This window comes from Bacillus sp. S10(2024), from assembly GCF_050473865.1.
GTDB lineage: Bacteria > Bacillota > Bacilli > Bacillales > Bacillaceae_G > Bacillus_A.
In genome coordinates, this window is record NZ_JBFLUR010000002.1 from 4,636,703 (window position 1) to 4,658,732 (window position 22,030).

The window sequence follows — 22,030 nt, forward strand, 5'->3', positions numbered from 1 at the left end:
TAATGATATCTACATGTACTTCTTATAAGGGAGTGAGAATGATATGTATAAAATATTAATTGTTGAAGACGATTTGAAAATTGGTGATATTTTAGAAGGGCACCTCGATAAATATGGTTATCAGTCATTTCGTGTACAAGATTTTCGGTATATAAAAGATGAATTTGCAAAAGTGAACCCCCATTTGGTTTTACTGGATATTAATTTACCATATTTTGATGGGTTTTATTGGTGCCGTCAAATTCGTACTGTTTCCAACGCGCCGATTATTTTTGTATCTGCACGTACAGGAGAGATGGATCAAGTAATGGCGATTGAAAATGGCGGTGATGATTACATTACGAAGCCGTTTCATTTAGATATTGTTATGGCAAAAGTAAAAAGTGCATTGCGCCGTGTGTATGGCGAATATGCTTCATCAACAGAAAGTGATTATTTTGGCGTGAATGGATTGCTTTTATATCAAGCGCAGCATATGGCAGAGTGGCAAGGAAAGCAAGTAGAACTTACAAAAAATGAGTACTATTTATTAGAATGTTTAATGAAGCAAGCGGATCAATATGTAACGAGAGAAGAGTTACTAGAAGCGTTATGGGATGAGATTGCTTTTGTTGATGATAATACATTAACTGTAAATGTAAAGCGTGTCCGTAAAAAGCTAGAAGAGATAGGAATTACTGATGCCATTGTTACGAAGCGGAGCTATGGATATGCGCTCTTAACGAATTGGGTGAACGAACATGAATCTTAAAAAATATGTGATGGACCGCATCGCCTTACTTGTTTCTTACATAATGAGTATCATCCTATTCGGTCTTGTCTTGCAACTGCAATCTTTTCTACAGAAACAATCTATAAATTGGAGTACATGGCTATATGGATTGTTATTATCAATTGTCGTTTTTGCTTTCTTTTTGATACATGATTATCGGAAAAGACGCGCCTTCTTACAAAAGGTAGAACATTACATTGCAGAGGGACAGGAGTTGCATCACTCTTTATCTGTCGGTTCATCTTATACATACGAACAAGAAACAATCGTGGAAGCTTTTTCGCTCTTAAGACAACAATATATGAATGAAATCCATGAAGGGCAGGCAAAAGGAGAACAGCAGACAATCTTTATGAATCAGTGGATTCACCAAATGAAAACGCCTGTATCTGTCATTGAATTATTGCTGCAAAAACTTGGACAAACACACCGCGAAGCAAGAGATACGATTGAAAGTATTCGTGAAGAAAATAATCGTATTTTACAAGGATTAGATTTAGCGCTTCACATGGCACGCCTCGAACAGTTTGGGAAAGATTATAAAATAGAAGAAGTCAATGTAGTGGACATTGTTCGTGACAATATTAATCAGCATAAAAAGACGTTCATTCAGTATGCTGTATATCCGAAAGTTATATTTGAGAAAGAACAGTACAGGGTAGCTTCGGATCAAAAATGGCTCAGTATTGCCATTAATCAAATTGTCATAAATGCTTTGAAGTATACAAGAATTACAGAGAAAGAGAAAAAAGAGATTACATTTCAAATCGAAGAAACAGAAAGTGTTATTGCATTGCATATTCGTGATAACGGAATAGGTATTCCAAAGCAGGATATAAAGCGAATTTTTGAACCGTTTTTTACGGGGGGCAATGGGCGAAAAACGAGAGAAGCAACAGGGATGGGCTTATATATTACAAAGCAAATTTGTGATCATCTTAGCCATGGAATTTCTGTGCAATCAATAGAGAAGGAAGGGACAACATTTACATTCCAATTCTCAAAAGATAAAGGATATCATCAAATGATGAGGAAAATGACAAAATTGTAAGATAACAAACTGTTTTGTAAGGGAAATCACTCGTTACTTTCCTTCATTTTTTCTATAGTAAGAGTAAGAAGAAAACGTATAGGGGGATTCAAAATGAGTGTTCTTGAAGTAAAAGGTTTGACAAAGGTGTATCAATCAAAAGGATCGGTAACAACGACAGCGCTAAATAATATTAACTTTAAAATTGAAGAGGGTGAATTTGTCGGCATTATGGGACCATCAGGAAGCGGAAAAACAACGCTTCTTAATTTATTAGCAACGATTGATAAGCCGACATCGGGTCACGTTTATATGAATGGAGAAGAAATTAATCAAATGCGTGCTGCAAAGCTTGCGGCGTTTCGTCGAACACATTTAGGTTTTATTTTCCAAGATTTTAACTTACTTGATACGTTATCCATTAAGGAGAATATCATTTTGCCACTTGTAATGGCAAATCGTCCTGTGAAAGAAATTGATGCGAAAGTATTGGAAATTGCAAAGTTTTTAAACATAGAGGGAATTTTACATAAAAAAGTGTACGAAGTATCAGGCGGTCAGCAGCAGCGTGCGGCAGCAGCGCGGGCGATTATTCATCAGCCGACGTTAATTTTAGCTGATGAACCGACAGGAAACCTAGACTCCAAATCAGCTAAATCACTGATGGGTGCTCTGCAGGAACTTCATGAAGAGAAGAAGGTAACGATTGCAATGGTAACGCATGATCCTGTTGCGGCAAGTTATTGTGAACGTATTTTATTTATTCGTGACGGTGAAATTTTCTCAGAGATTCATAAAGGAGAAACAAAACAAGCCTTTTTCCAAGAAATATTAGACGTACTTGCGATGTTGGGGGGAGAATACCATGAACTTTCGCCAGCTCGCGTTTAATAATGTCAAAGGGAATTGGCGCAATTACAAAGCCTTCTTAATTAGTAGCTGTTTATCGATTTTTGTGTTCTTTATGTATGCTTCGTTTATATATCATCCAGATGTTGTGAATGGTAACATTAGTATGAAAATGCGTATTGACAAAGGATTAGAGACATGTAATTATATTGTTATTTTATTTTCAGGGTTATTCATTTTATATTCGAACTCCATCTTTTTGCGGGCTCGTAAAAAAGAGCTAGGGTTATTTACTTTAATTGGTGCGACAAAAGGACAGCTAGGAAGAATGATCATGCTAGAGCAAATAATTCTTGGCTGCATTTCAATTGTCAGTGGAATTGCTCTTGGTATGCTCGGTTTACCACTCTTTTTTAAAGCAGTGAGTGCTGTAGTTGGAATTGAAAAAGCATTGCCATTTGTCTGGAATGGAAAGGCAATCGCAATTACTGCCGGTGTATATTTGATTCTCTTTTTCGTGTTATCATTATTTGGATTATGGACGATATGGAGATTGCAAATTATTGATTTACTTCGCGGCGCAAGAAAACAAAGAGTTGAGCCGTTTTCGTTTACATGGTTATTTTTAGCCGGATTACTAAGTATTATCGTTGCTTATGTTCTTTGCTTTCAAGTAACATTCATGAACCTTACGGTGTATTTCCTTCCAATTGTTGGTTTAACAATTATCGGAACATATTTTTTATTCACACAAGGAAGTGTTGTTCTATTAAAAGCATTGCAAAAAAGAAAGTCGCTTTTTTATAAGCAGCCGAATTTGTTTGTTATTAGTAATCTCGTTTATAAGATGAAAGATAACGCCCGTTTTCTGTTTGTTGTTTCGATCATCACAGCAATTGTTGCCTCGGCAATGGGAACGTTATACGTCTTCTTTGAGGATATGAGTGCAAAAGTAGTGCAGCATTCTCCTCATGCTATTTCCATTCAAGAAAAAGGAGTAAATTCTCATGAAGTGGTGAAAGAAGAAACATTGCAATCGCTGCTTAAAAAACATAATTTTGAACAGGCAAGAAAAGTAACCTTAACAGAAATACCAGGAACATTTCATATAAAATGGATGAAAGAAGAGAAAGAATTTGATTTAAGAATTATCTCTGAGCGAGAATTTAATGCAGAAGCACGCAAGCAACAGGAAGCAGAAATTCATAATAAACCTGGAACTGGCACAATGGTTGTGTTGGATATGATGAATGAACTCATGAAATTTGATGCAGCGAAGCCTTTTACATTTAAAGTACAAAATCAATCGTATGAGCTGAAATTAAATAAGCCGTATACAAAAGCGTTATTTAATACTGGTAATTTATTAGTTGTAAATGAACAAGACTACGCCAAGTATGCAGCTGCTGTCCCGGATGCAGAAAAGATGATGTATTACGGCTATTATATTCAAAACTGGAAAGATACGGAGGCTCTCGTGAAGGAATTAAAAGGTCACATCGCCGATGATAAAAAAGAAAATTTTGATAATGCTATTCTTGTTTATCAAAATGTAAAAGAAAATGGTGCGATTACGATGTTTATTGGTTTCTTCATAACAATATTGTTCTTCTTCTTTGCTTGCAGCATGACATATTTTAAGTGGTTTAATGATAAAGAACAAGACCGTATTCAATTTCATTCTTTAAAACGAATTGGTATGACGGATCAAGAGATTCGTAAAATTGCAGTTCGGCAAATGGGAGCTATTTTCTTTATTCCGATTTTAATAGGTGTTTTGCATAGCGGATTTGCATTATATACACTAGGAAATATGTTGTATCTAGACTTATGGAAATCAGGAGCGGTTATTATTATAGCATATGTACTAGCATCCGCATTATATTTTGCCATTGCACAAAGAGGATATTTAAAGCACGTAAAAAGCTAGGACTTCCTAGCTTTTTACGTATGTAACGGATTTTAGGAGGGGGAAAGGTGAAGTTTTATCAACTTACTTTTCAAAATGTTAGAGGGAATTGGCACAACTACAAAATATTTTTCTTAAGTAGTTGTTTCTCTATTTTTGCCTTTTTTATGTATACATCTATTATTTTGCATCCTCAGTTGAAAGTGAGTGGGCTGTATAAAGGCTTACAGTGGGGCCTGATTGTATGTGATGTAATTGTAATTGCCTTTTCGATTCTATTTATTCTGTACTCTAGTTCAATTTTTATACAGTGTCGAAAAAAAGAATTTGGGCTATTCATCTTAATGGGAGCCACAAAAGTAAATCTTGTCTGGATGATGATCATGGAACAAATGGCAGTGGGACTCCTTGCGAGCTTTTTCGGCATTGGGATTGGAATATTATTTTTAAAACTATTTTTTATGATTTTTAGTTTGTTGCTTAATATGTCGACTGAATTGTCGTTTGTGCTCAGTTCAAAAGCTATTGTGATAACGTTTATGACATATGGTGCTATATTTCTTCTTTTAGCTATTTTTAGTGCGCTGCGCATATGGAAAATGGAAGTTATTCATCTATTAAAAGAAATGCAAGAAGGAAAAAAAGAAACAAGAAGTAAGAAGTGGCTTTGTTGGCTTGGTTTCATCTGTATAAGTATCGGTTATGGTTTAACAACAAAAGTGACGATGATGAATATTGCCTTGTACTTTATACCTGTTTCTATTTTAACGATAGTTGGTACGTATTTTGTATGTACACATGGCCTCGTTCAAGTATTACAAGTAATTAAAAATAGAAAGAGTGTCATGTACCGCTATCCGTATGTATTCGTTATCAATCAGTTGTTACATACAGTGAAAGATAATCGGCGCTTTTTCTTTATTTTATCTATGCTAACAACGATAGTAGTAACGGCGACAGGCTCTGTTTATTTGTTTTTTTCAAACATGAGAGAACTATTTCGCTATGAACAGCCGCATGCTTTTTCCTATGTTGAAAAAGGGATTGACTCTAAGGAAGTAATGGAGAAAGAGACGGTCGAAAAGCTATTGCGCAAGCACGGTGTCAACGATTTTCGATACGTAACATTTGTCGGACTCCCAGCAACATTTCAATTAGATTCTGGTAATGAGTCTTATGCAACTGTAATTGGAGAAGATGAATACAATAGAGAAGCGAAAGGACAGTCGAAGCAGCAGATTCATCCGAAAGAGGGAACAGTAACATTCATTTATTATAGTAAGTATGATCTTCTCCCTAAAGATCCTAAGAAGTATATAAATTTTAAAGTACTAGGGGAAACATATCGCTTTACATATAACGGAGCATATGTAGGGAATGCATTTAATAGTGATACAAGTCAGCGGAGCGGAAGATTCTTCGTTATGAACAATCGAGATTTTCAGAAGCTTTCTCGTCAAGTTCCGAATCGCGAAAAATATGTATACAACGGATATGAAGTAAGAGATTGGGATAATACAGAAAGATTAGGCGAAGAATTACAATCTCACATTTTAAAAGGGAAAGAGTCAGTAACTCGTAATAATATGTACATATATAAGATGACGAAAGACGGAGGGAATCTAGTATTATTTGTCGGTTCGTTCATTAGTGTGCTCTTTTTTCTAGCATCCTGTAGTACAGTTTATTTTAAATGGTTTCATAATATTGAATATGACCGCATGCAATATCGATCTCTTTTGAAAATAGGGATGACAAAGCAAGAAATAGATAAGGTTTCACGTTGGCAATTAGGAATTCTATTCTTTTTCCCAGTTCTATTAGGAAGCGTACATAGTGCGGTTGCTTTACATACGTGCCAAAAGGCCTTTTCTATGAAATCATCTGGGGGCGTTTTAGAGGTCATTGCTATTTATCTTATCGCATGTGCACTCTATTTCTTCTTTGCGCAAAAAGAATATATGAAACAGATCGGCTAGCTCTTGCTAGTCTTTTTTGTTGTAATTTTCGAAAAACAAGTAGAAGAATAGAGGTGTTTATGATATAACAGTAAGAAAACGAAAAAGAGGGGACGAGATGACGATTCGAGTTGGCTATTTAGGACCAGAAGCAACATTTACAAATATGGCGGTGAGTCGCTTCTTTCCTGAGGCTGAACATGTACCGTATCGAACTATTCCAGATTGTATAGATGCAGCGGCAAATGATGTTGTCGATTTTGCAGTTGTCCCGCTTGAAAATGCGATTGAAGGCTCCGTCAATATTACGATTGATTATCTTGTGCATGAGCAAACACTGCCGATTGTTGGCGAAATTACAGTGCCTGTCCAGCAACATTTGCTCGTTCATCCACAGCACGCACAGGCTTGGCAAGATGTATATGCAGTGCATTCTCATCCGCATGCGATTGCGCAGTGTCATAAGTTTTTAAATCAAGAATTAAAAGGTGTAACGGTGCGTGACATGACATCAACGAGTGCTGCTGCGCAGTTTGTGATAGAACATCCAAATGAAAAAATTGCGGCAATTGCTAATAGGGATGCGGCAGAAAAGTATGGGTTATCGATTGCTCAACGTGATATTCATACGCATAAAAATAATCATACGCGTTTTCTTGTGTTACATAAGAGCGAGCGTGTGGAATTACCGAGAAATGGAGAGCGACGCGGGACGAAAACAACGCTTATGATAACGTTACCTTCAGACTATGCAGGAGCGTTATATCAAGTATTATCCGCATTTGCATGGAGAAAATTAAATCTTTCCAAAATTGAGTCTCGTCCGATGAAGACAGGTCTTGGTAATTATTTTTTCTTAATTGATGTGGAGAAAGAGTATGATAATGCTCTGCTTCCAGGAGTGAAAATGGAATTAGAAGCACTTGGTTTTTCGGTTACATTACTTGGGAGTTATTCTTCTTATTGGGTTTGAAAAAAGAATCTCATTTCGTATTTTATCCCGCATTAACGGGCAGTAAGACCCCCACATCAAGATTCAGAGAGAAACGAGGAAGATAGATGGGGGATAACTGCCCGTAAAAGCCCGATTGGTTCAACTAACCATCAGTGGGAGATGAAAAAGCTCTCCAATGATGGAAGTTTCACTTTATCAAGATTTAAATGTTAAAAACAAAACACGCTAACATATTATATACGATTAATATGTTAGCGTCATATGTTTCATTCATTTCAGTACAATAAACGAGTTATTTTAGAAACAATATTTCCCCTAAATTTTGTCTCTAACAATCTACTACTATTTTTCTTTATGTTCATTGTATACAATAGTAAGGTTTCGTTTGTATCCATCGACACCTGTCCAGTTGGCATATTCTTTAGGAATATTAGTTGATAAGAGTTGTTCTAAGGATTCTCCCTTTTCTAAAGCAGATGCTACTCTCATATTAAGGTGCTGCAAATATTGTGATATAACTCCAATTTGACCTTTTTTCACTATATTACCATGACCAGGAATTATTGTTTGTATATCAATCGCATCAACTTTAGATAAGTTGTCAATAAATTGCTGGGAATTAAAAATAGGAGGATGTAGATTCTCTAAGACTAGATCGCCCATAAATGCAATTTTCTCCTCTGGCAAATATAGAAATGCATCACTTGGAGTATGACCACATCCGTAGCAATATAATTCAATTGTTCGGCAAGTTCCGTGAATTACTAGTTTATCATTAAAGGTCAAACTTGGAAGTACAATTCGTAATTCAGGTAATGATGCGTGTACTTTTGACATTTCTTTAAATTGAATATCAAGGCTTTCTAATAAGACAGGATCACTTTCAGTCAGTATTCTTTGTTCTAGTTGATTCAAGTATAGTTGCATTTCTACTTGTTCTTTATTTAAATCTATAATAACGTTTTGCTGTGCATGTAAATCTCTTGTAAGTGAAGTTGAAATGATTGTTACGTCTTCAAAAATTTGATTACCAAAGGTGTGATCTCCGTGATAATGGCTATTAAAAACATATTTAATTTTTTTTTTGAGTAATATCTTCTGTTACTTTTCGCAACTCTTTAGCAGCTCTAGGAGTTACAAATGTATCAAATATAAGAACCTCGTCCCCTAAATCAATGAAACCAGCATTACTCATTGCTCCTTCACCTTTTTTGGCGATTGCAGCATATACACCTTCAGAAAGTTTTGCTATTGAAAAATAAGATGATGTTGTGTTAATAACTTGCATACGTAATCACCTCCAAATAATTTGAGCGTTTCTTTATTTCATAAATATTATTTTCAACTTACTAGAGTGATTAGTACTAAACATAATCTTGTCATGTTTTAATAGATACAATTGCGTTTCTATTCCATACAAACAAGCAGTTAGACTTCGATTGGTAGCGGTATCATCAGCGGGAGATGAAAAAAACACTGATGAAAGTTTCACTTTATGTTAATTTTTCAAGCCGTGCGGTTAATGATTTTCGCCAATCTTCGGCGAGTTCGGGAACAGCAATAATTTTTTTCATGCCCTCTACATCTTTTTGTCCCCGGAAATAGATTTCGTTCGCAAATAGAATGGAAATTTGGTGTGGATGACGTTCGAGTAATGTAATTTGTGAATCTTTACGAACTGCCCCTTCTTGTAGAACGCGGCATAAATATCCTGTATAGCCAGTTTCAACAATGCGAGGTAACATGCCAGGAATGCCGATTCGTTTCGAAATTGTACTGCACGGAATTCTTCCTTGCGTCACTTGAACAATTGCATCTCCGAGCTGATAAATGTCGCCAATACAAACATCTTGCTCTAACATATTTGTAACTGTTACATTCTCTCCAAATGCAGATGAAGGAAGGGATGTATGAAACTCGTTTTCCCACAAATCATAATGTTCATAAGGATAAATACAAACAGCACGATCAGGCCCTCCGTGAAAGCGTAAGTCTGCAACACCGTCTCCTTGAAATCCATCTTTTGATAAAAAAGCATCTTCAACAAGCTGTTTACATATGCCGCTTGTCATTTCTTTATTTTCTGCATATTGAATTGTTTTTGGCTTCCCGATGCTAAAGTGAATGAGTTCAATTCCCATATATTATCTCCTTTCCCATCATTTTCTCCATTGTAGCATGATGAAAATAAAAAACGCACAGAGAAAATAAAATTCTCTGTGCGTTTTTTAATGAACAAGAAATCCAGCCCGGTCCAATGCCTCACAAGCAGCATGTAACTTTTCGAGCGAATCTGCTTCAATTGTATGCAAATGAATCCCATCTGTAAGCTGAGATAGATAAGTTGCTTTTGTTTCTTCAATCTTTTTTAAATACTGTTCAAGTTCAAAGCGGTTACTTACCAGAATTAAAGCAGTTAAGTCTCCGTACACTGGATGTTCCACTTTTACATCTTTAATTGTAACTCCATGATCAACAAGTATTGTAAGCTCTTGGCGTACTTGTGATGGCAGATGATTGGAAACGATAATACGCTCGAATGTAGTATGTTGTTTTTCTGTCGGTTTCAAATATAAATATCCTTGCGCTGTTGCAATAATAGGTTCGTTTCGTGCTTTTAATAAAGAAATATCTTGTACAATAACTTGACGGCTTACGTTTGTTTTCTTTGCTAATTCACTACCGGACAATGGTTTATTTGCAGCGAGGAGCCATTCTAAAATGAGCTGTCTTCTTTCCTCACCTAAAATTTTTTTTTGGTCATTTTGATTCATTTTCTATTAACACCTCTATTGAATTGATTTCTAACTTCTGTAATTGCATGAATCACTGCATCAATGTGTTCTGTTGTTGTTTGCTGTCCGAATGAAAAACGGACATATTGCTTCGCTTCATCATGTTCTTTGCCAATCGCAAGCATCGTTTTAGAAGGCTCTTGTTTCCCCATTTGACAAGCACTTCCTGTTGAAATCGCAATGCCGCGGCGGTTGCATTCTAGCATCGTATACTGACCTTCTATTCCTTTTATTGTAACCCCAATGATATGCGGTAAACAAGAAGTAGAATGACCTTCAACTTGTATTTCGGGTGATAGAGCTTGTAATTGCTGGATAAAGTATGTTCGCAATTCTTGTAAATGAGTAACTTCCACTTGTTGATTCTTTAACATGTGCTGCGCTGCTGTAATAAACGAAGCGATGCCAGGAACATTCACGGTACCGGGACGAAATCCTTTTTCATGAGAGGTACCAGGAAACACTTGTCCAAAGCGTACTTGCGGGTTTATATAGCATGCTCCCACCCCTTTTGGACCGTAAATTTTATGAGCTGAAACAGAGAGACTATCAATATTCATCTTAGTCACATTGATTGGTATTTTCCCAAATGTTTGCACACAATCTGTATGAAATAAGACGTTATGCTTTTTAAGAATGGCTCCAATTTCAGTAATTGGGTGCAGTGTGCCGATTTCAGAGTTTCCATGTTGAATACTTGCAAGCACGGTTTGTTCTGTAATCGCACGCTCGAGTTTGTCAAGTTGAATCATGCCAAAGCAATCCACCGGAATTTCAGTAATTTCATAGCCCTGCTTTTGAAGAAGGTGAAAATAATTTCGTATTGATGCATGTTCAATAGGTGTTGTAATAATATGAGTACCGCTCTGAGTATTTAGTAACGATTGAATCGCAAGATAGTTCGATTCAGATCCACCGCTCGTAAAAAAAACGCCTTGTTCTTTCCCACTGATCATCGCAGCAAATGTTTGGCGGCAAGATTGTAATAAAGAGGAGGCAGTCCCGCCAATATCGTGTAAGCTTTGTTCGTTTCCAAAATAACGTTCAGCGGCTTTTGTGTACGTCTCTAGTGCTTCCTTACTCATAGGTGTTGTTGCAGCATAATCCATATATATCATAGAGCATAGCCCTTTCTGTATTAGATTTTTTTGTCGGTTTCTAAAAAGTTCTTGTTATTATTTTAAATATATGTAAATATAGGTGTCAAGACAGTTGAAAAGTGTAAAGTAGGGGGCAATGAAAATGCCAAATGCAGATGTCTTAATTATCGGAAGTGGGGTTGCGGCGCTGCGCGTTGCACAAACCATTTGTCACGAAAAGAATGTGATGATTATCACAAAGAAAACAGGGCGAAACAACAATACAAATTTAGCACAAGGCGGGATTGCAGCAGCAGTATCTTCATCGGATCATCCAGATAATCATTATGAAGATACGCTTACAGCAGGTTGCCATTATAACAATACCGAAGCGGTGCGCTATTTAGTAGAGCATGGGCCACGAGAAATGCAAACATTATTAGATAACGGGATGCGCTTTGATGGCGATGAACGAGGGCTTCATCTTGGAAAGGAAGGAGCGCATCGACAAAGGCGTATTTTACACGCAGGCGGGGATGCAACCGGGAAAAACTTATTAGCGCATCTTGCAGAGCAAGTACTTCCATACGTGACGGTTGTTGAACAAGAAATGGTCTTGGATTTGATAATAGAAAATCAAACTTGTCATGGTATCGTAGCACGTGATAGTGAAGGAAATATACAAAAGTATGACGCGCAGAGTGTTGTATTGGCAACAGGAGGTATTGGAGGACTGTATGCCTTTACTTCCAATGATTGTACTGTTACAGGCGATGGGTTAGCCATGGTGTATCGAGCTGGCGGAGAACTTGTTGATTTAGAATTTGTACAGTTTCATCCAACAATGTTGCATGTCAATGGTGCTTGCTGCGGCCTTGTTTCAGAAGCGGTGCGCGGAGAAGGAGCGATTCTTCGAAATGGAAAAGGAGAGCGCTTTATGACGAATATTCATGAGCAACAAGACCTTGCACCGCGTGATGTGGTGGCACGTGCTATTCATGAACAAATGTTAGCTGGTGAAACGGTACACTTAGATATATCATCTATTGCAAATTTTGAAGAACGATTTCCAACGGTCTCTTTTTTATGTGAAAAAAGTGGCGTTAACATGGAAAGTAAGTGCATTCCAATAGTGCCAGGCGCTCATTTTCATATGGGCGGTGTAAAAACAAATTGTAACGGGGAAACGTCAATCAATTGTTTATATGCAGTTGGTGAAGTCGCGTGTAATGGTGTACATGGAGCCAATCGCCTTGCGAGTAATTCATTATTAGAAGGTCTTGTATTTGGAAAACGTGTCGGAGAACACATTTTAGAAAATAGTAGACCGCGAATCGTCGGTAACGATGAAATAGTGAATGGTGATTTACAACAAATACAATTACCAAACAAAGAAGAAATACAAGAGATGATGATGCAATACGTTGGAATCGTCCGAACAGAAGAAGGTTTATTATACGCGAAGCAATGGTTAGAGCAGTATGGAACATATAACAAACCGCTTCCATGTGAAAATCTCACAAATGAAGATATAACAATTATCAATATGTTAACAGTTTGTCAGCTACTAACAAAAGCTGCACTGCAAAGAAGAGAGAGTATCGGCGGTCATTATCGCAGTGACTTTCCAAATCGGAGTAATAAGCTACGCGAAATTGTAATGAGAAGAAACCTGTTGAGATTTGCGTAAGAAAAGAGGGGTACTATGAATTCATTAAAAGTAAAAGAGGCATTAAAGCAATTTTTTCTAGAAGATATCGGGGAGCGAGACGTAACATCGCAGCTTATTTTTCCAAACGATCTGCAAGCAAAGGGAACGTTTCTTGTCAAAGATACGGGTGTATTTGCAGGAGCTGATGTAATTAAGGAAGGTTTTGCAGTATTAGATCATCGAATTGAAGTTACACTTCATAAAAAAGACGGGGACATGGTAACAAACGGAGAAATTCTTGCTACTGTACAAGGGTCGATTGCGCCTTTGTTAACAGCTGAGCGTGTTGTGTTAAATGTTATTCAGCGTATGAGCGGTGTAGCAACGATGACAAGAAATGCAGTTACTGCACTTGAAAGCAATCATACACGCATTTGTGATACGAGAAAAACGATGCCAGGGCTTCGTATGTTTGATAAATATGCCGTTGTATGCGGCGGCGGTTATAATCATCGTTTCGGATTATACGATGGTGTCATGATTAAAGATAATCATATTGCATTTGCCGGGTCGATAACAAAAGCGGTAACAGCGGTGAAAGAACAGCTCGGACATATGGTGAAAGTAGAAGTAGAAACCGAGACGGAAGAACAAGTATTAGAAGCAGTTTCTGCCGGAGCAGACATTATTATGTTTGATAATCGTACACCAGAAGAAGTGCGCGAATATTGTAAGCTCGTGCCAAGCGCAATTGTTACAGAGGCTTCGGGCGGGATTACGATGGAAAATATATCCAAGTATGGCCAAACCGGTGTGGATTACATTTCGTTAGGGCTCTTAACGCATTCTGTTAAAGCGTTAGATATTAGTTTTAATATTGAAGTGTGATTGAGGGAAGAGGGGGACTTCACTGATGAATATTTTAGAAACAGTGCAACTGATTGAAACGATGTTACCAGATCGTTATGGAACAATGTCAATCGAAGAGATGGAAGCGCGTGTGCGTGAAATTAAAGAAAAGATGGGGAAAAAGCTTTTCATACCAGGACATCATTACCAAAAAGATGAGGTCGTTCAGTTTTCAGACTGGGCAGGAGATTCTTTGCAGCTTGCCCAAGTAGCAGCGCGTAATAAAGAGGCAAAGTATATTGTATTTTGTGGTGTTCATTTTATGGCAGAAACAGCTGATATGCTAACAACAGATGAGCAAATTGTTATTCTTCCTGATATGCGAGCTGGTTGTTCGATGGCTGATATGGCTGATATTGAACAAACAGAGCGAGCTTGGAAAGAATTGCAGCAACTATTTGGAGATACAATACTTCCATTAACTTATGTAAATTCAACCGCTGCAATTAAAGCGTTTTGCGGCCGAAATGACGGCGCGACAGTTACATCTTCTAATGCGAAAGAGATGGTAAAATGGGCGTTTACACAAAAAGAGCGGATTTTATTCTTACCAGATCAGCACTTAGGACGTAATACAGCATATGACCTTGGTGTACCGCTAGAAAACATGGCAGTTTGGGATCCGCATACAGATTCATTAGAATATGATGGGAATATGGAAGATATTCAAGTCATTTTATGGAAAGGGCATTGTTCCGTCCATCAAAATTTTACTGTGAAAAATATTGAAAATGTAAGAAAAAACCATCCGGATATGAATATTATTGTTCATCCGGAATGTTGTTATGAAGTTGTTGCAGCTTCTGATTATGCTGGCTCAACAAAATATATTATTGATATGATTGAAAAAGCTCCGTCTGGAAGCAAGTGGGCAATCGGTACAGAAATGAACTTAGTCAATCGTATTATTCAGCAGCACCCGGATAAAGAAATTATTTCATTGAATCCATTTATGTGTCCATGTTTAACGATGAATCGTATCGATTTACCACATTTACTATGGGCACTGGAGGCAATTGAGCGCGACGAACATGTAAATGTAATTGAAGTAGATAAAAAAGTAACGGAATTCGCGGTACTTGCATTAAACAGAATGTTAGAGCGAGTATAAAAGCAACGGATTTTCGTTGCTTTTTCTTTTGTACATAATTTTGTTTTTATGAGCATACATTGTGGTGAAGCAATCATTGTGTTTATACTCGTTTTTATTATAGATAAGTTATACAGGAGGGGGAAAAATTGAAAATTCATATCGTGCAAAAAGGGGATACCCTTTGGAAAATTGCGAAAAAGTACGGGGTGGATTTTGAAGCATTGAAACAAGCGAATACACAGCTTAGTAATCCAGATTTAATTATGCCAGGCATGAAAATTAAAGTACCATCTAACGGTGTTCCAATTAAAAAAAATCCAGGTGCGGGTTCAGTCCCTCCAAAAGAATATGTAAAAGAAGTACAGCAAAAAGAATTTCCAGTAGCGCCGAAACCTCTTGGTATAGAAGAAGAGGAAGAAATGACTCCACAAGCCGGACCAATTACAGAACAGCCGGCAATACAAAAAATGCAGAAGGAAATGCAAGTAAAAGCGCAAAAGGAGCAACCTATCCAAAAAGAACAGCCTATCCAAAAAGAACAGCCTATCCAAAAAGAGAAACCGGTGGAAAAACAACCTATTATTGAAAAGCAACCGACTGTTAGTAAAGTGGAAAAACAAAAAGAGAGCACAAAATTTTCCGTAAACATTTTACCACAGCCGCCGCAAGCGCCGGTTAAACCTGCGAAAGGATATAAAATTGCTGATATTATAAAAAAAGGGAACGATTTAATTGCTCCGCAAGTAAATAAAATGAAGGGAAGTAATGTCGTTGTCCCGGAAGTGAAGAAAGAAAACGTAAGTAATGTCGTTGCTCCGGAAGTGAAGAAAGAAAATGTAAGTAATATCGTTGCTCCAAAAGTGAAGAAAGAAAACGTAAGTAACATCGTTGCTCCAGAAGTAAAGAAAGAAAACGTAAGTAACATCGTTGCTCCAGAAGTAAAGAAAGAAAATGTAAGTAATGTTGTCGCACCAAATGTCACAAAAGAAATTCCACAAGCACTTCCACCTAATATTACGGTGCCAATCATGGAAAATAGCCACATGCCAAACGTGATGCCAATCATGGAAAGTAATCAAATGCCAAATATGATGCCAATGATGGAAAATGATCAAATGCCAAACATAATGCCGATGTTGGAAAGCAATCAAATACCAAATATGATGCCAATGTTGGAAAGCAATCAAATGCCAAATATGATGCCAATGCTGGAAAGCAATCAAATGCCAAACGTGATGCCAAACATGGAAAGTAATCAAATGCCAAATATGATGCCAATGATGGAAAGTAATCAAATGCCAAACGTGATGCCAAACATGGAAAGTAATCAAATGCCAAACGTGATGCCAAACATGGAAAGTAATCAAATGCCAAATATGATGCCAATGCTGGAAAATAGTCAAATGCCAAACATAATGCCAATGCTGGAAAATAGTCAAATGCCAAACATAATGCCAATGCTGGAAAATAGTCAAATGCCAAATATGATGCCAATGATGGAAAGCAATCAAATGCCAAATATGATGCCAATGATAGAAAGCAATCAAATGCCAAATGTGATGCCAATGCTAGAAAGTAATCAAATGCCAAATGTAATGCCGATGCTGGAAAATAGTCAAATGCCAAATATGATGCCAATGATGGAAAGTAATCAAATGCCACACCAACAAAATCCATACTACGGAATGCCGCCAATGCAGGGAATGCCGCCAATGCAGGGAATGCCGCCAATGCAGGGAATGCCGCCAATGCAGGGAATGCCGCCAATGCAGGGAATGCCGCCAATGCAGGGAATGCCACCAATGCAGGGAATGCCACCAATGCAGGGAATGCCGCCAATGCAGGGAATGCCACCAATGCAGGGAATGCCGCCAATGCAGGGAATGCCGCCAATGCAGGGAATGCCACCAATGCAGGGAATGCCGCCAATGCAGGGAAGACCACCATATGATATGCAACACACTTTTATGTCGAATTCGAATGTTGCGCCTGTCACAATGGATAATAATGTACCGCCAATGGAGCTAATGCAAGAAGATTGTGGTTGTGATGGTGAACCAGAACTGTATAGTCCGCAGCCAGGTATGCCTTATTTCCCGCGGGAGCTTCATCAGCAAAACCCATATATTCCGTATACACCGCAGCCGGGCACAATGTATTACCAACAAAGTTCTCCCTCTGTATTTGGAACACCTTATCCAGAAGAAGAAAATTAATAAGAGTGATAAGAAGCCGTTCTTTTATAAAGAACGGTTTTTGTATGAGAATCTGTTTGGTAATTTGGTGGAGATTACAAAATAAAGTATTTTGAGTACAAAGAATTGTAAAAGGACTTATTGTTGGGAGCAGTATTGTATTAGATGTATGTAGTAAGCGCAGGTTTTTAGGGAGTAAAATGAAAGGGAGTTCCTAAAAAAGATCTCCTTAATTATTGAGCGTCTTCATGCTCACTTAGGTCATAAGTGTCATTTAGAAGCAGCACATTCGAAATTTTAAGTAAAATACTTACAGTGTAAAAAACCTCTTTGTGACTCATGATAAGAAGGAGCTTTTCGAATGAAAAGTTCATTCTAACAGAGGGGGTTTTTGCATTGAACAAAAAAATTAAAATTATTGCTGCTTCTTTGTTAGTTACCAGTGCGTTAGCTGCATGTGGTACACCGAAAAATAAAAGTGCGATGGACCGTAATGCTACTTATAATTATGAGCGCACATCTTATGAGAATGCGTATCCGCATAGAGATAATGTAGCAGGTACAGACCGTTACACAGATTATGTCACATACCGTAACGATACGCGAACTGACCAGTATGGGAATGTAAAGTATACAAAAATTAATCAAGACGTTCACAATCGTCGTGATAACGTTGGATACAATTATTACCGTGATGTAAACTATCATGGACAAATGACGAACCCATACCCAACTCGTAATGTAACGATGAACAACACGTATATAAACAACGATGGAAAAGTAGCTGAAGCAGTTTCCAACCGAGTAAAAGGGATGGATAATGTAGATCGTGTTTCTACTGTTGTACGTGGTAATGATGTTGTCATTGCGGTCAAAACTCGCAACAATCCAGACGAAAAAGCGCTAGAAAATGACATTCGCAAAGCTGTTGCGCCTCTTGTGAACAATCGTAATGTCTATGTAACAGCGAAAGCAGATATGTTTACTCGCGTTGATACAATGAGTACGCAGCTACGAAATGGAACAATTACAAATGATTTAAATCGTGATGTAACAAATATGTTCCGAGACCTTCGTACAAATGTAACTAACGTGGTGCGATAATGGAAAGAGGGGGAATTATTTCCCCCTTCTTTTTATTTATGTAGTGTATTGCTTTTTCTGTTAATAAATGAATATTTTCTATGCAGTCTAATTGAAGTTCATCTTCTAATAAGTCTGCATTAATTGTACTATAATGTTGTTTTAATTCATGTAAGTCCGTGATGAGTTGATTTGGCTGAGGATTTGTTTTTCGTTCATTTAGTCGACGCGCCCAGACAGATTCATCACTGCAAATACATGAAATAGACGTTAAAATCCCTTCTCGTTGTTCGACCCAAGATTTTAACTTCAGTACGTCCTCTAAATGGTTATAGCCAAAATCGATAATAACGGTTGCATTGCAAGCAAGAGTGGATTCTAACAATCGGAAAAGAATATCAAAGCAAATTTTGTTTCGAGTAAAATGATCTGTTACATGTTTAGCGATGGAGTCATATAAATCGTCTTTATGAATAACCGGTATATGTAGCTGTGCGCCTACAGAATTTGATATTGTTGTTTTACCGGTACCTGCTTTTCCTCTAAATAAGATTACTTGTGTCATCATTCTATATCCTTTCTTTATAAGTGTTCTCCATATTCGACATTTTGTGAAATGATCCTTCTTTTTAGAGACAGCGTTTTTGATTATTATTTTTTTCTTGCTTTCTCTTAGCATTAATGTTATATTAACAAAGCGATGAGCTAATTTACGTAAGACGAGAGATATGCTTAAGTGCTAAACACGCGGATGTGGCCGCCTGGTCTCTCGCCGTAAACGCATCAAGACGCCTGCATGACAGGCGTCTTTCTTATTTATATAGAAAATGGTAGCGGAATAGGTTGAAGAGCTTATTCCGCTTTTTTGTGTTCTTAATCTTGTACACCTCCTTCTTTATGGATAAAAGAAATTATTTTATACAAATTCATTTTAAATTCTTCGACATATCAATTGCTGTTATGCAGAATAAAACATAACCGCTACTTGCTTTCTCCTTTTGTTTTAAACCTTGCATGTGGCAGGAACAGGCCCTGACCGTTTCTATGTATGGCCAGATGCTCTCGCCCACCTAAAAGCGAGGGGTTTTTAATTTATATCTATATAATGAGTTAATGCTGCTTTTCGAGATATCTAACTTCGAATCTTCTAAGGGGCATAAAACTTCTATTTTCGGCCAAACTGTAAATAGAAGTTTTTATTTTCCCTAAAAGAGGTGACAGCATATGAAGTTCATGATCGTTGCCATGCAGATTGTGCTAGCTGCGTTTTGTTTGTATCATGAATCGAATGTAGCATTGGCAGAGAGTTCGGGTAATGCAGCTAGACAGGAGCCTCAAATTACAGTCATGTTGCAGCGTATATATTTAGATGGGGAAGTGAGTCAGGAGATTATTAGAGAAGAAGTTGTGAATTTAGAAAAGCTTTTAGAGCAATATAAAGATTGGCAACTCGTTGACCGAGATGATGTGCAAATTGTATTGCAACAGCACATTGATGATATTTCGCCGTTATTAAAAACGAGTGGGTATTTTGGCGTTTCGAAAGAGGGAATTCTCCAAATTTTTAACGGTGTGCCGAAAGATGACAATGCCATTCATTCCTTCTTTCAAATTGATATAAAAAAGATGGAAAGTTATCAGCGTGAACAGCTGAAGCGAGGAATTCGGGTGAAGTCAAAAGAGCGGTTCGTAAAAGTGATGAAAGATATGGAACAATATTCTCTGAGAAATGGAAACAGCCGTAGCGTAAGGTAGCTGCGGCTTGTTTCTTATTTTTATTTTGCTAAAATCATTTTTCAAGAGCAGCGTGTTAATATGAAAATGAAAAAATAGGATAGAGAACATTTGTTGGGGGAACCTCGCATTTCTAATGTTATTTATGTTAAAATGGAATACATGATTTGAGAGGGAGAGATACAGTTTTGTTTGAATATATTACAGGTTATGTGGAATATGTAGGACCGGAGTATATCGTTCTTGATCATAATGGAATTGGTTATCAAATTTTCACGCCAAATCCGTATGTATTCCAAAGAAGTAAACAAGAACTTCGTGTATATACATATCATTATGTAAGAGAAGATATAATGGCCCTTTACGGATTTAAAACGCGTGAAGAGCGTTTACTATTTACAAAGCTTTTAGGTGTATCAGGGATTGGGCCGAAGGGAGCGCTTGCGATTTTAGCTTCAGGTCAAACGGGGCAGGTTGTACAAGCGATTGAACATGAGGATGAAAAATTCTTAGTGAAGTTCCCAGGTGTTGGAAAGAAAACAGCGCGTCAAATGATTTTAGACTTAAAAGGGAAATTGGCGGATGTTGTGCCTGATGCTTTTGTTGACTTATTTTCAGATGCAGAGCGTTTCGATGAGAAGAAGGGAACATCTGTCGAACTTGATGAAGCTTTGGAAGCACTTAGAGCACTTGGATATGCAGAGCGAGAAGTATCTCGCGTCGTGCCAGAACTATTAAAAGAATCACTTACGACGGATCAATATATTAAAAAGGCACTTAGTCTTTTACTAAACGGTAAGAGGTGAGTAGAATGGATGAACGTCTCGTTTCAGGAGAATCCGCGTATGAAGATGCGGACTTAGAATATTCGTTAAGACCACAAACGCTCCGTCAATATATTGGCCAAGATAAAGCAAAGCATAATTTAGAAGTATTTATTGAAGCGGCGAAAATGCGTGAGGAAACGTTAGATCACGTCTTATTATATGGACCACCAGGACTTGGGAAAACGACATTAGCAAACATTATTGCGAATGAAATGGGCGTGAATATTCGTACAACGTCAGGACCAGCAATTGAACGACCTGGTGATTTAGCAGCAGTATTAACAGCACTTCAACCGGGTGATGTTTTATTTATTGATGAAATTCACCGTTTACATCGTTCAATTGAAGAGGTGTTGTATCCAGCAATGGAAGATTTTTGTCTTGACATTGTCATTGGAAAAGGCCCAAGTGCACGCTCCGTTCGGCTCGATTTACCTCCATTTACGTTAATTGGAGCAACAACGCGTGCAGGGGCGTTATCTGCACCACTTCGAGATCGCTTCGGTGTATTGTCTCGTTTAGAATATTACACAGTTGATCAGTTATCAGCCATTGTAGAACGTACTGCAGAAGTGTTTGAGGTGGAAATTGACTCCTTAGCTGCCTTAGAAATTGCAAGGCGTGCACGAGGTACGCCTCGTATTGCCAATCGTTTATTGCGCCGTGTACGTGATTTTGCGCAAGTTCGAGGCGATGGAACGATTGCGATAGAAATTACGCAAATGGCCCTCGAACTACTACAAGTAGATAAGCTTGGGCTTGATCATATTGACCATAAATTATTGCTTGGTATTATTGAAAAATTCCGCGGTGGTCCAGTTGGATTAGAGACGGTTTCTGCAACTATAGGTGAAGAATCACACACAATTGAAGATGTGTATGAGCCATATTTACTACAAATTGGCTTCTTGCAAAGAACGCCAAGAGGTCGTATTGTTACACCGCTTGTATATGAACACTTCGGATTAGAGATGCCTGGGGCATGACGGATATGCCAAAGCTGCTCATTACAGTAGGTATTCTTTTCATAGTTGTTGGATTAGCTTGGAAGTTTATAGGTAGGCTTCCAGGCGATATTTTTGTGAAAAAGGGAAACGTTACCTTTTATTTTCCCATCATTACGTGTATTGTGATAAGTATTGTATTATCTTTTATTATGTACGTAATAAATAGATTTAAATAGAAATAGGT

Annotated in this window: 21 protein-coding genes; 15 read left to right on the top strand and 6 right to left on the bottom strand. The window is 37.6% G+C overall.

What is annotated here, in order from left to right; all coding sequences use genetic code 11:
* Window positions 1-43: 43 nt before the first annotated feature.
* The 6 genes from AB1280_RS23585 to pheA all read left to right on the top strand — a co-directional run bounded on the left by AB1280_RS23585 (window position 44) and on the right by pheA (window position 7,491).
* A complete protein-coding gene (locus AB1280_RS23585) occupies window positions 44-751 on the top strand; it encodes a response regulator transcription factor (RefSeq protein WP_272186678.1) in 708 nt (235 codons plus the stop codon).
* Window positions 741-1,823 carry a sensor histidine kinase gene (locus AB1280_RS23590; RefSeq protein WP_272186679.1) on the top strand — a complete coding sequence of 361 codons (1,083 nt, stop codon included), beginning with the start codon at window positions 741-743 and terminating at the stop codon, window positions 1,821-1,823. Before AB1280_RS23585 ends, AB1280_RS23590 begins: the two co-directional genes overlap by 11 nt.
* A gap of 93 nt (window positions 1,824-1,916) precedes the next feature.
* A complete protein-coding gene (locus tag AB1280_RS23595) occupies window positions 1,917-2,693 on the top strand; it encodes an ABC transporter ATP-binding protein (protein WP_272186680.1) in 777 nt (258 codons plus the stop codon).
* A complete protein-coding gene (locus AB1280_RS23600) occupies window positions 2,668-4,581 on the top strand; it encodes an ABC transporter permease (protein ID WP_429757194.1) in 1,914 nt (637 codons plus the stop codon). Before AB1280_RS23595 ends, AB1280_RS23600 begins: the two co-directional genes overlap by 26 nt.
* Window positions 4,582-4,628: 47 nt before the next feature.
* On the top strand, window positions 4,629-6,539 hold the full coding sequence (locus tag AB1280_RS23605) for an ABC transporter permease (RefSeq protein WP_429757195.1): 1,911 nt from the start codon (window positions 4,629-4,631) through the stop codon (window positions 6,537-6,539).
* 97 nt (window positions 6,540-6,636) lie between these two features.
* A complete protein-coding gene (pheA, locus tag AB1280_RS23610) occupies window positions 6,637-7,491 on the top strand; it encodes a prephenate dehydratase (protein WP_429757196.1) in 855 nt (284 codons plus the stop codon).
* Window positions 7,492-7,815: 324 nt separating this feature from the next.
* On the opposite strand, the gene AB1280_RS23615 is transcribed toward pheA, so the two are convergent.
* From AB1280_RS23615 to AB1280_RS23635, 5 genes are all read right to left on the bottom strand, one after another.
* Window positions 7,816-8,568: an MBL fold metallo-hydrolase gene (locus AB1280_RS23615; protein ID WP_429757401.1), complete on the bottom strand. Its 753-nt coding sequence runs from the start codon at window positions 8,566-8,568 to the stop codon at window positions 7,816-7,818.
* On the bottom strand, window positions 8,546-8,761 hold the full coding sequence (locus tag AB1280_RS23620) for a hypothetical protein (RefSeq protein WP_429757197.1): 216 nt from the start codon (window positions 8,759-8,761) through the stop codon (window positions 8,546-8,548). The genes AB1280_RS23615 and AB1280_RS23620 overlap by 23 nt, the downstream gene beginning before the upstream one ends.
* 205 nt (window positions 8,762-8,966) lie before the next feature.
* The gene (locus AB1280_RS23625; RefSeq protein WP_429757198.1) at window positions 8,967-9,614 is read right to left on the bottom strand and encodes an MOSC domain-containing protein; all 648 of its coding nucleotides are present in this window, start codon (window positions 9,612-9,614) and stop codon (window positions 8,967-8,969) included.
* An 87-nt stretch (window positions 9,615-9,701) separates the two neighbouring features.
* Window positions 9,702-10,247: a transcription repressor NadR gene (locus AB1280_RS23630; protein WP_272186684.1), complete on the bottom strand. Its 546-nt coding sequence runs from the start codon at window positions 10,245-10,247 to the stop codon at window positions 9,702-9,704.
* Complete coding sequence (locus AB1280_RS23635; RefSeq protein WP_272186685.1) at window positions 10,244-11,386, bottom strand: IscS subfamily cysteine desulfurase; 1,143 nt, start codon at window positions 11,384-11,386, stop codon at window positions 10,244-10,246. The genes AB1280_RS23630 and AB1280_RS23635 overlap by 4 nt, the downstream gene beginning before the upstream one ends.
* Before the next feature lie 124 nt (window positions 11,387-11,510).
* Here AB1280_RS23635 and nadB point away from each other — a divergent pair, with 124 nt between their 5' ends.
* From nadB to AB1280_RS23660, 5 genes are all read left to right on the top strand, one after another.
* Window positions 11,511-13,037 carry an L-aspartate oxidase gene (nadB, locus tag AB1280_RS23640; RefSeq protein WP_429757199.1) on the top strand — a complete coding sequence of 509 codons (1,527 nt, stop codon included), beginning with the start codon at window positions 11,511-11,513 and terminating at the stop codon, window positions 13,035-13,037.
* Between the two features lie 15 nt (window positions 13,038-13,052).
* Window positions 13,053-13,886, top strand: coding sequence for a carboxylating nicotinate-nucleotide diphosphorylase (nadC, locus tag AB1280_RS23645; RefSeq protein WP_429757200.1), 834 nt, complete (start codon window positions 13,053-13,055; stop codon window positions 13,884-13,886).
* A gap of 25 nt (window positions 13,887-13,911) precedes the next feature.
* Window positions 13,912-15,018, top strand: a complete 1,107-nt coding sequence (gene nadA, locus AB1280_RS23650; protein ID WP_429757201.1) for a quinolinate synthase NadA — start codon at window positions 13,912-13,914, stop codon at window positions 15,016-15,018.
* Between the two features lie 128 nt (window positions 15,019-15,146).
* Complete coding sequence (gene safA / locus AB1280_RS23655) at window positions 15,147-17,216, top strand: SafA/ExsA family spore coat assembly protein (protein WP_429757202.1); 2,070 nt, start codon at window positions 15,147-15,149, stop codon at window positions 17,214-17,216.
* A gap of 375 nt (window positions 17,217-17,591) precedes the next feature.
* Window positions 17,592-18,299, top strand: coding sequence for a YhcN/YlaJ family sporulation lipoprotein (locus AB1280_RS23660; RefSeq protein WP_272186690.1), 708 nt, complete (start codon window positions 17,592-17,594; stop codon window positions 18,297-18,299).
* On the opposite strand, the gene AB1280_RS23665 is transcribed toward AB1280_RS23660, so the two are convergent.
* Window positions 18,283-18,843 (bottom strand): AAA family ATPase, encoded by a 561-nt coding sequence (locus AB1280_RS23665; RefSeq protein WP_429757203.1) that lies wholly within the window; start codon window positions 18,841-18,843, stop codon window positions 18,283-18,285. The two genes, AB1280_RS23660 and AB1280_RS23665, sit on opposite strands and share 17 nt — an antisense overlap.
* A gap of 659 nt (window positions 18,844-19,502) precedes the next feature.
* On the opposite strand from AB1280_RS23665, the gene AB1280_RS23670 reads away from it, so the two are divergent.
* From AB1280_RS23670 to AB1280_RS23685, 4 genes are all read left to right on the top strand, one after another.
* The gene (locus tag AB1280_RS23670; RefSeq protein WP_429757204.1) at window positions 19,503-20,033 is read left to right on the top strand and encodes a BofC C-terminal domain-containing protein; all 531 of its coding nucleotides are present in this window, start codon (window positions 19,503-19,505) and stop codon (window positions 20,031-20,033) included.
* A gap of 167 nt (window positions 20,034-20,200) precedes the next feature.
* Entirely contained in the window at window positions 20,201-20,818 is a 618-nt protein-coding gene (ruvA, locus tag AB1280_RS23675; RefSeq protein ID WP_272186694.1) for a Holliday junction DNA helicase RuvA, read from the top strand.
* A gap of 5 nt (window positions 20,819-20,823) precedes the next feature.
* Window positions 20,824-21,825, top strand: a complete 1,002-nt coding sequence (gene ruvB, locus AB1280_RS23680; RefSeq protein WP_429757205.1) for a Holliday junction branch migration DNA helicase RuvB — start codon at window positions 20,824-20,826, stop codon at window positions 21,823-21,825.
* Window positions 21,822-22,022 carry a DUF2905 domain-containing protein gene (locus AB1280_RS23685; protein ID WP_429757206.1) on the top strand — a complete coding sequence of 67 codons (201 nt, stop codon included), beginning with the start codon at window positions 21,822-21,824 and terminating at the stop codon, window positions 22,020-22,022. Before ruvB ends, AB1280_RS23685 begins: the two co-directional genes overlap by 4 nt.
* The last annotated feature ends 8 nt before the right edge of the window (window positions 22,023-22,030 follow it).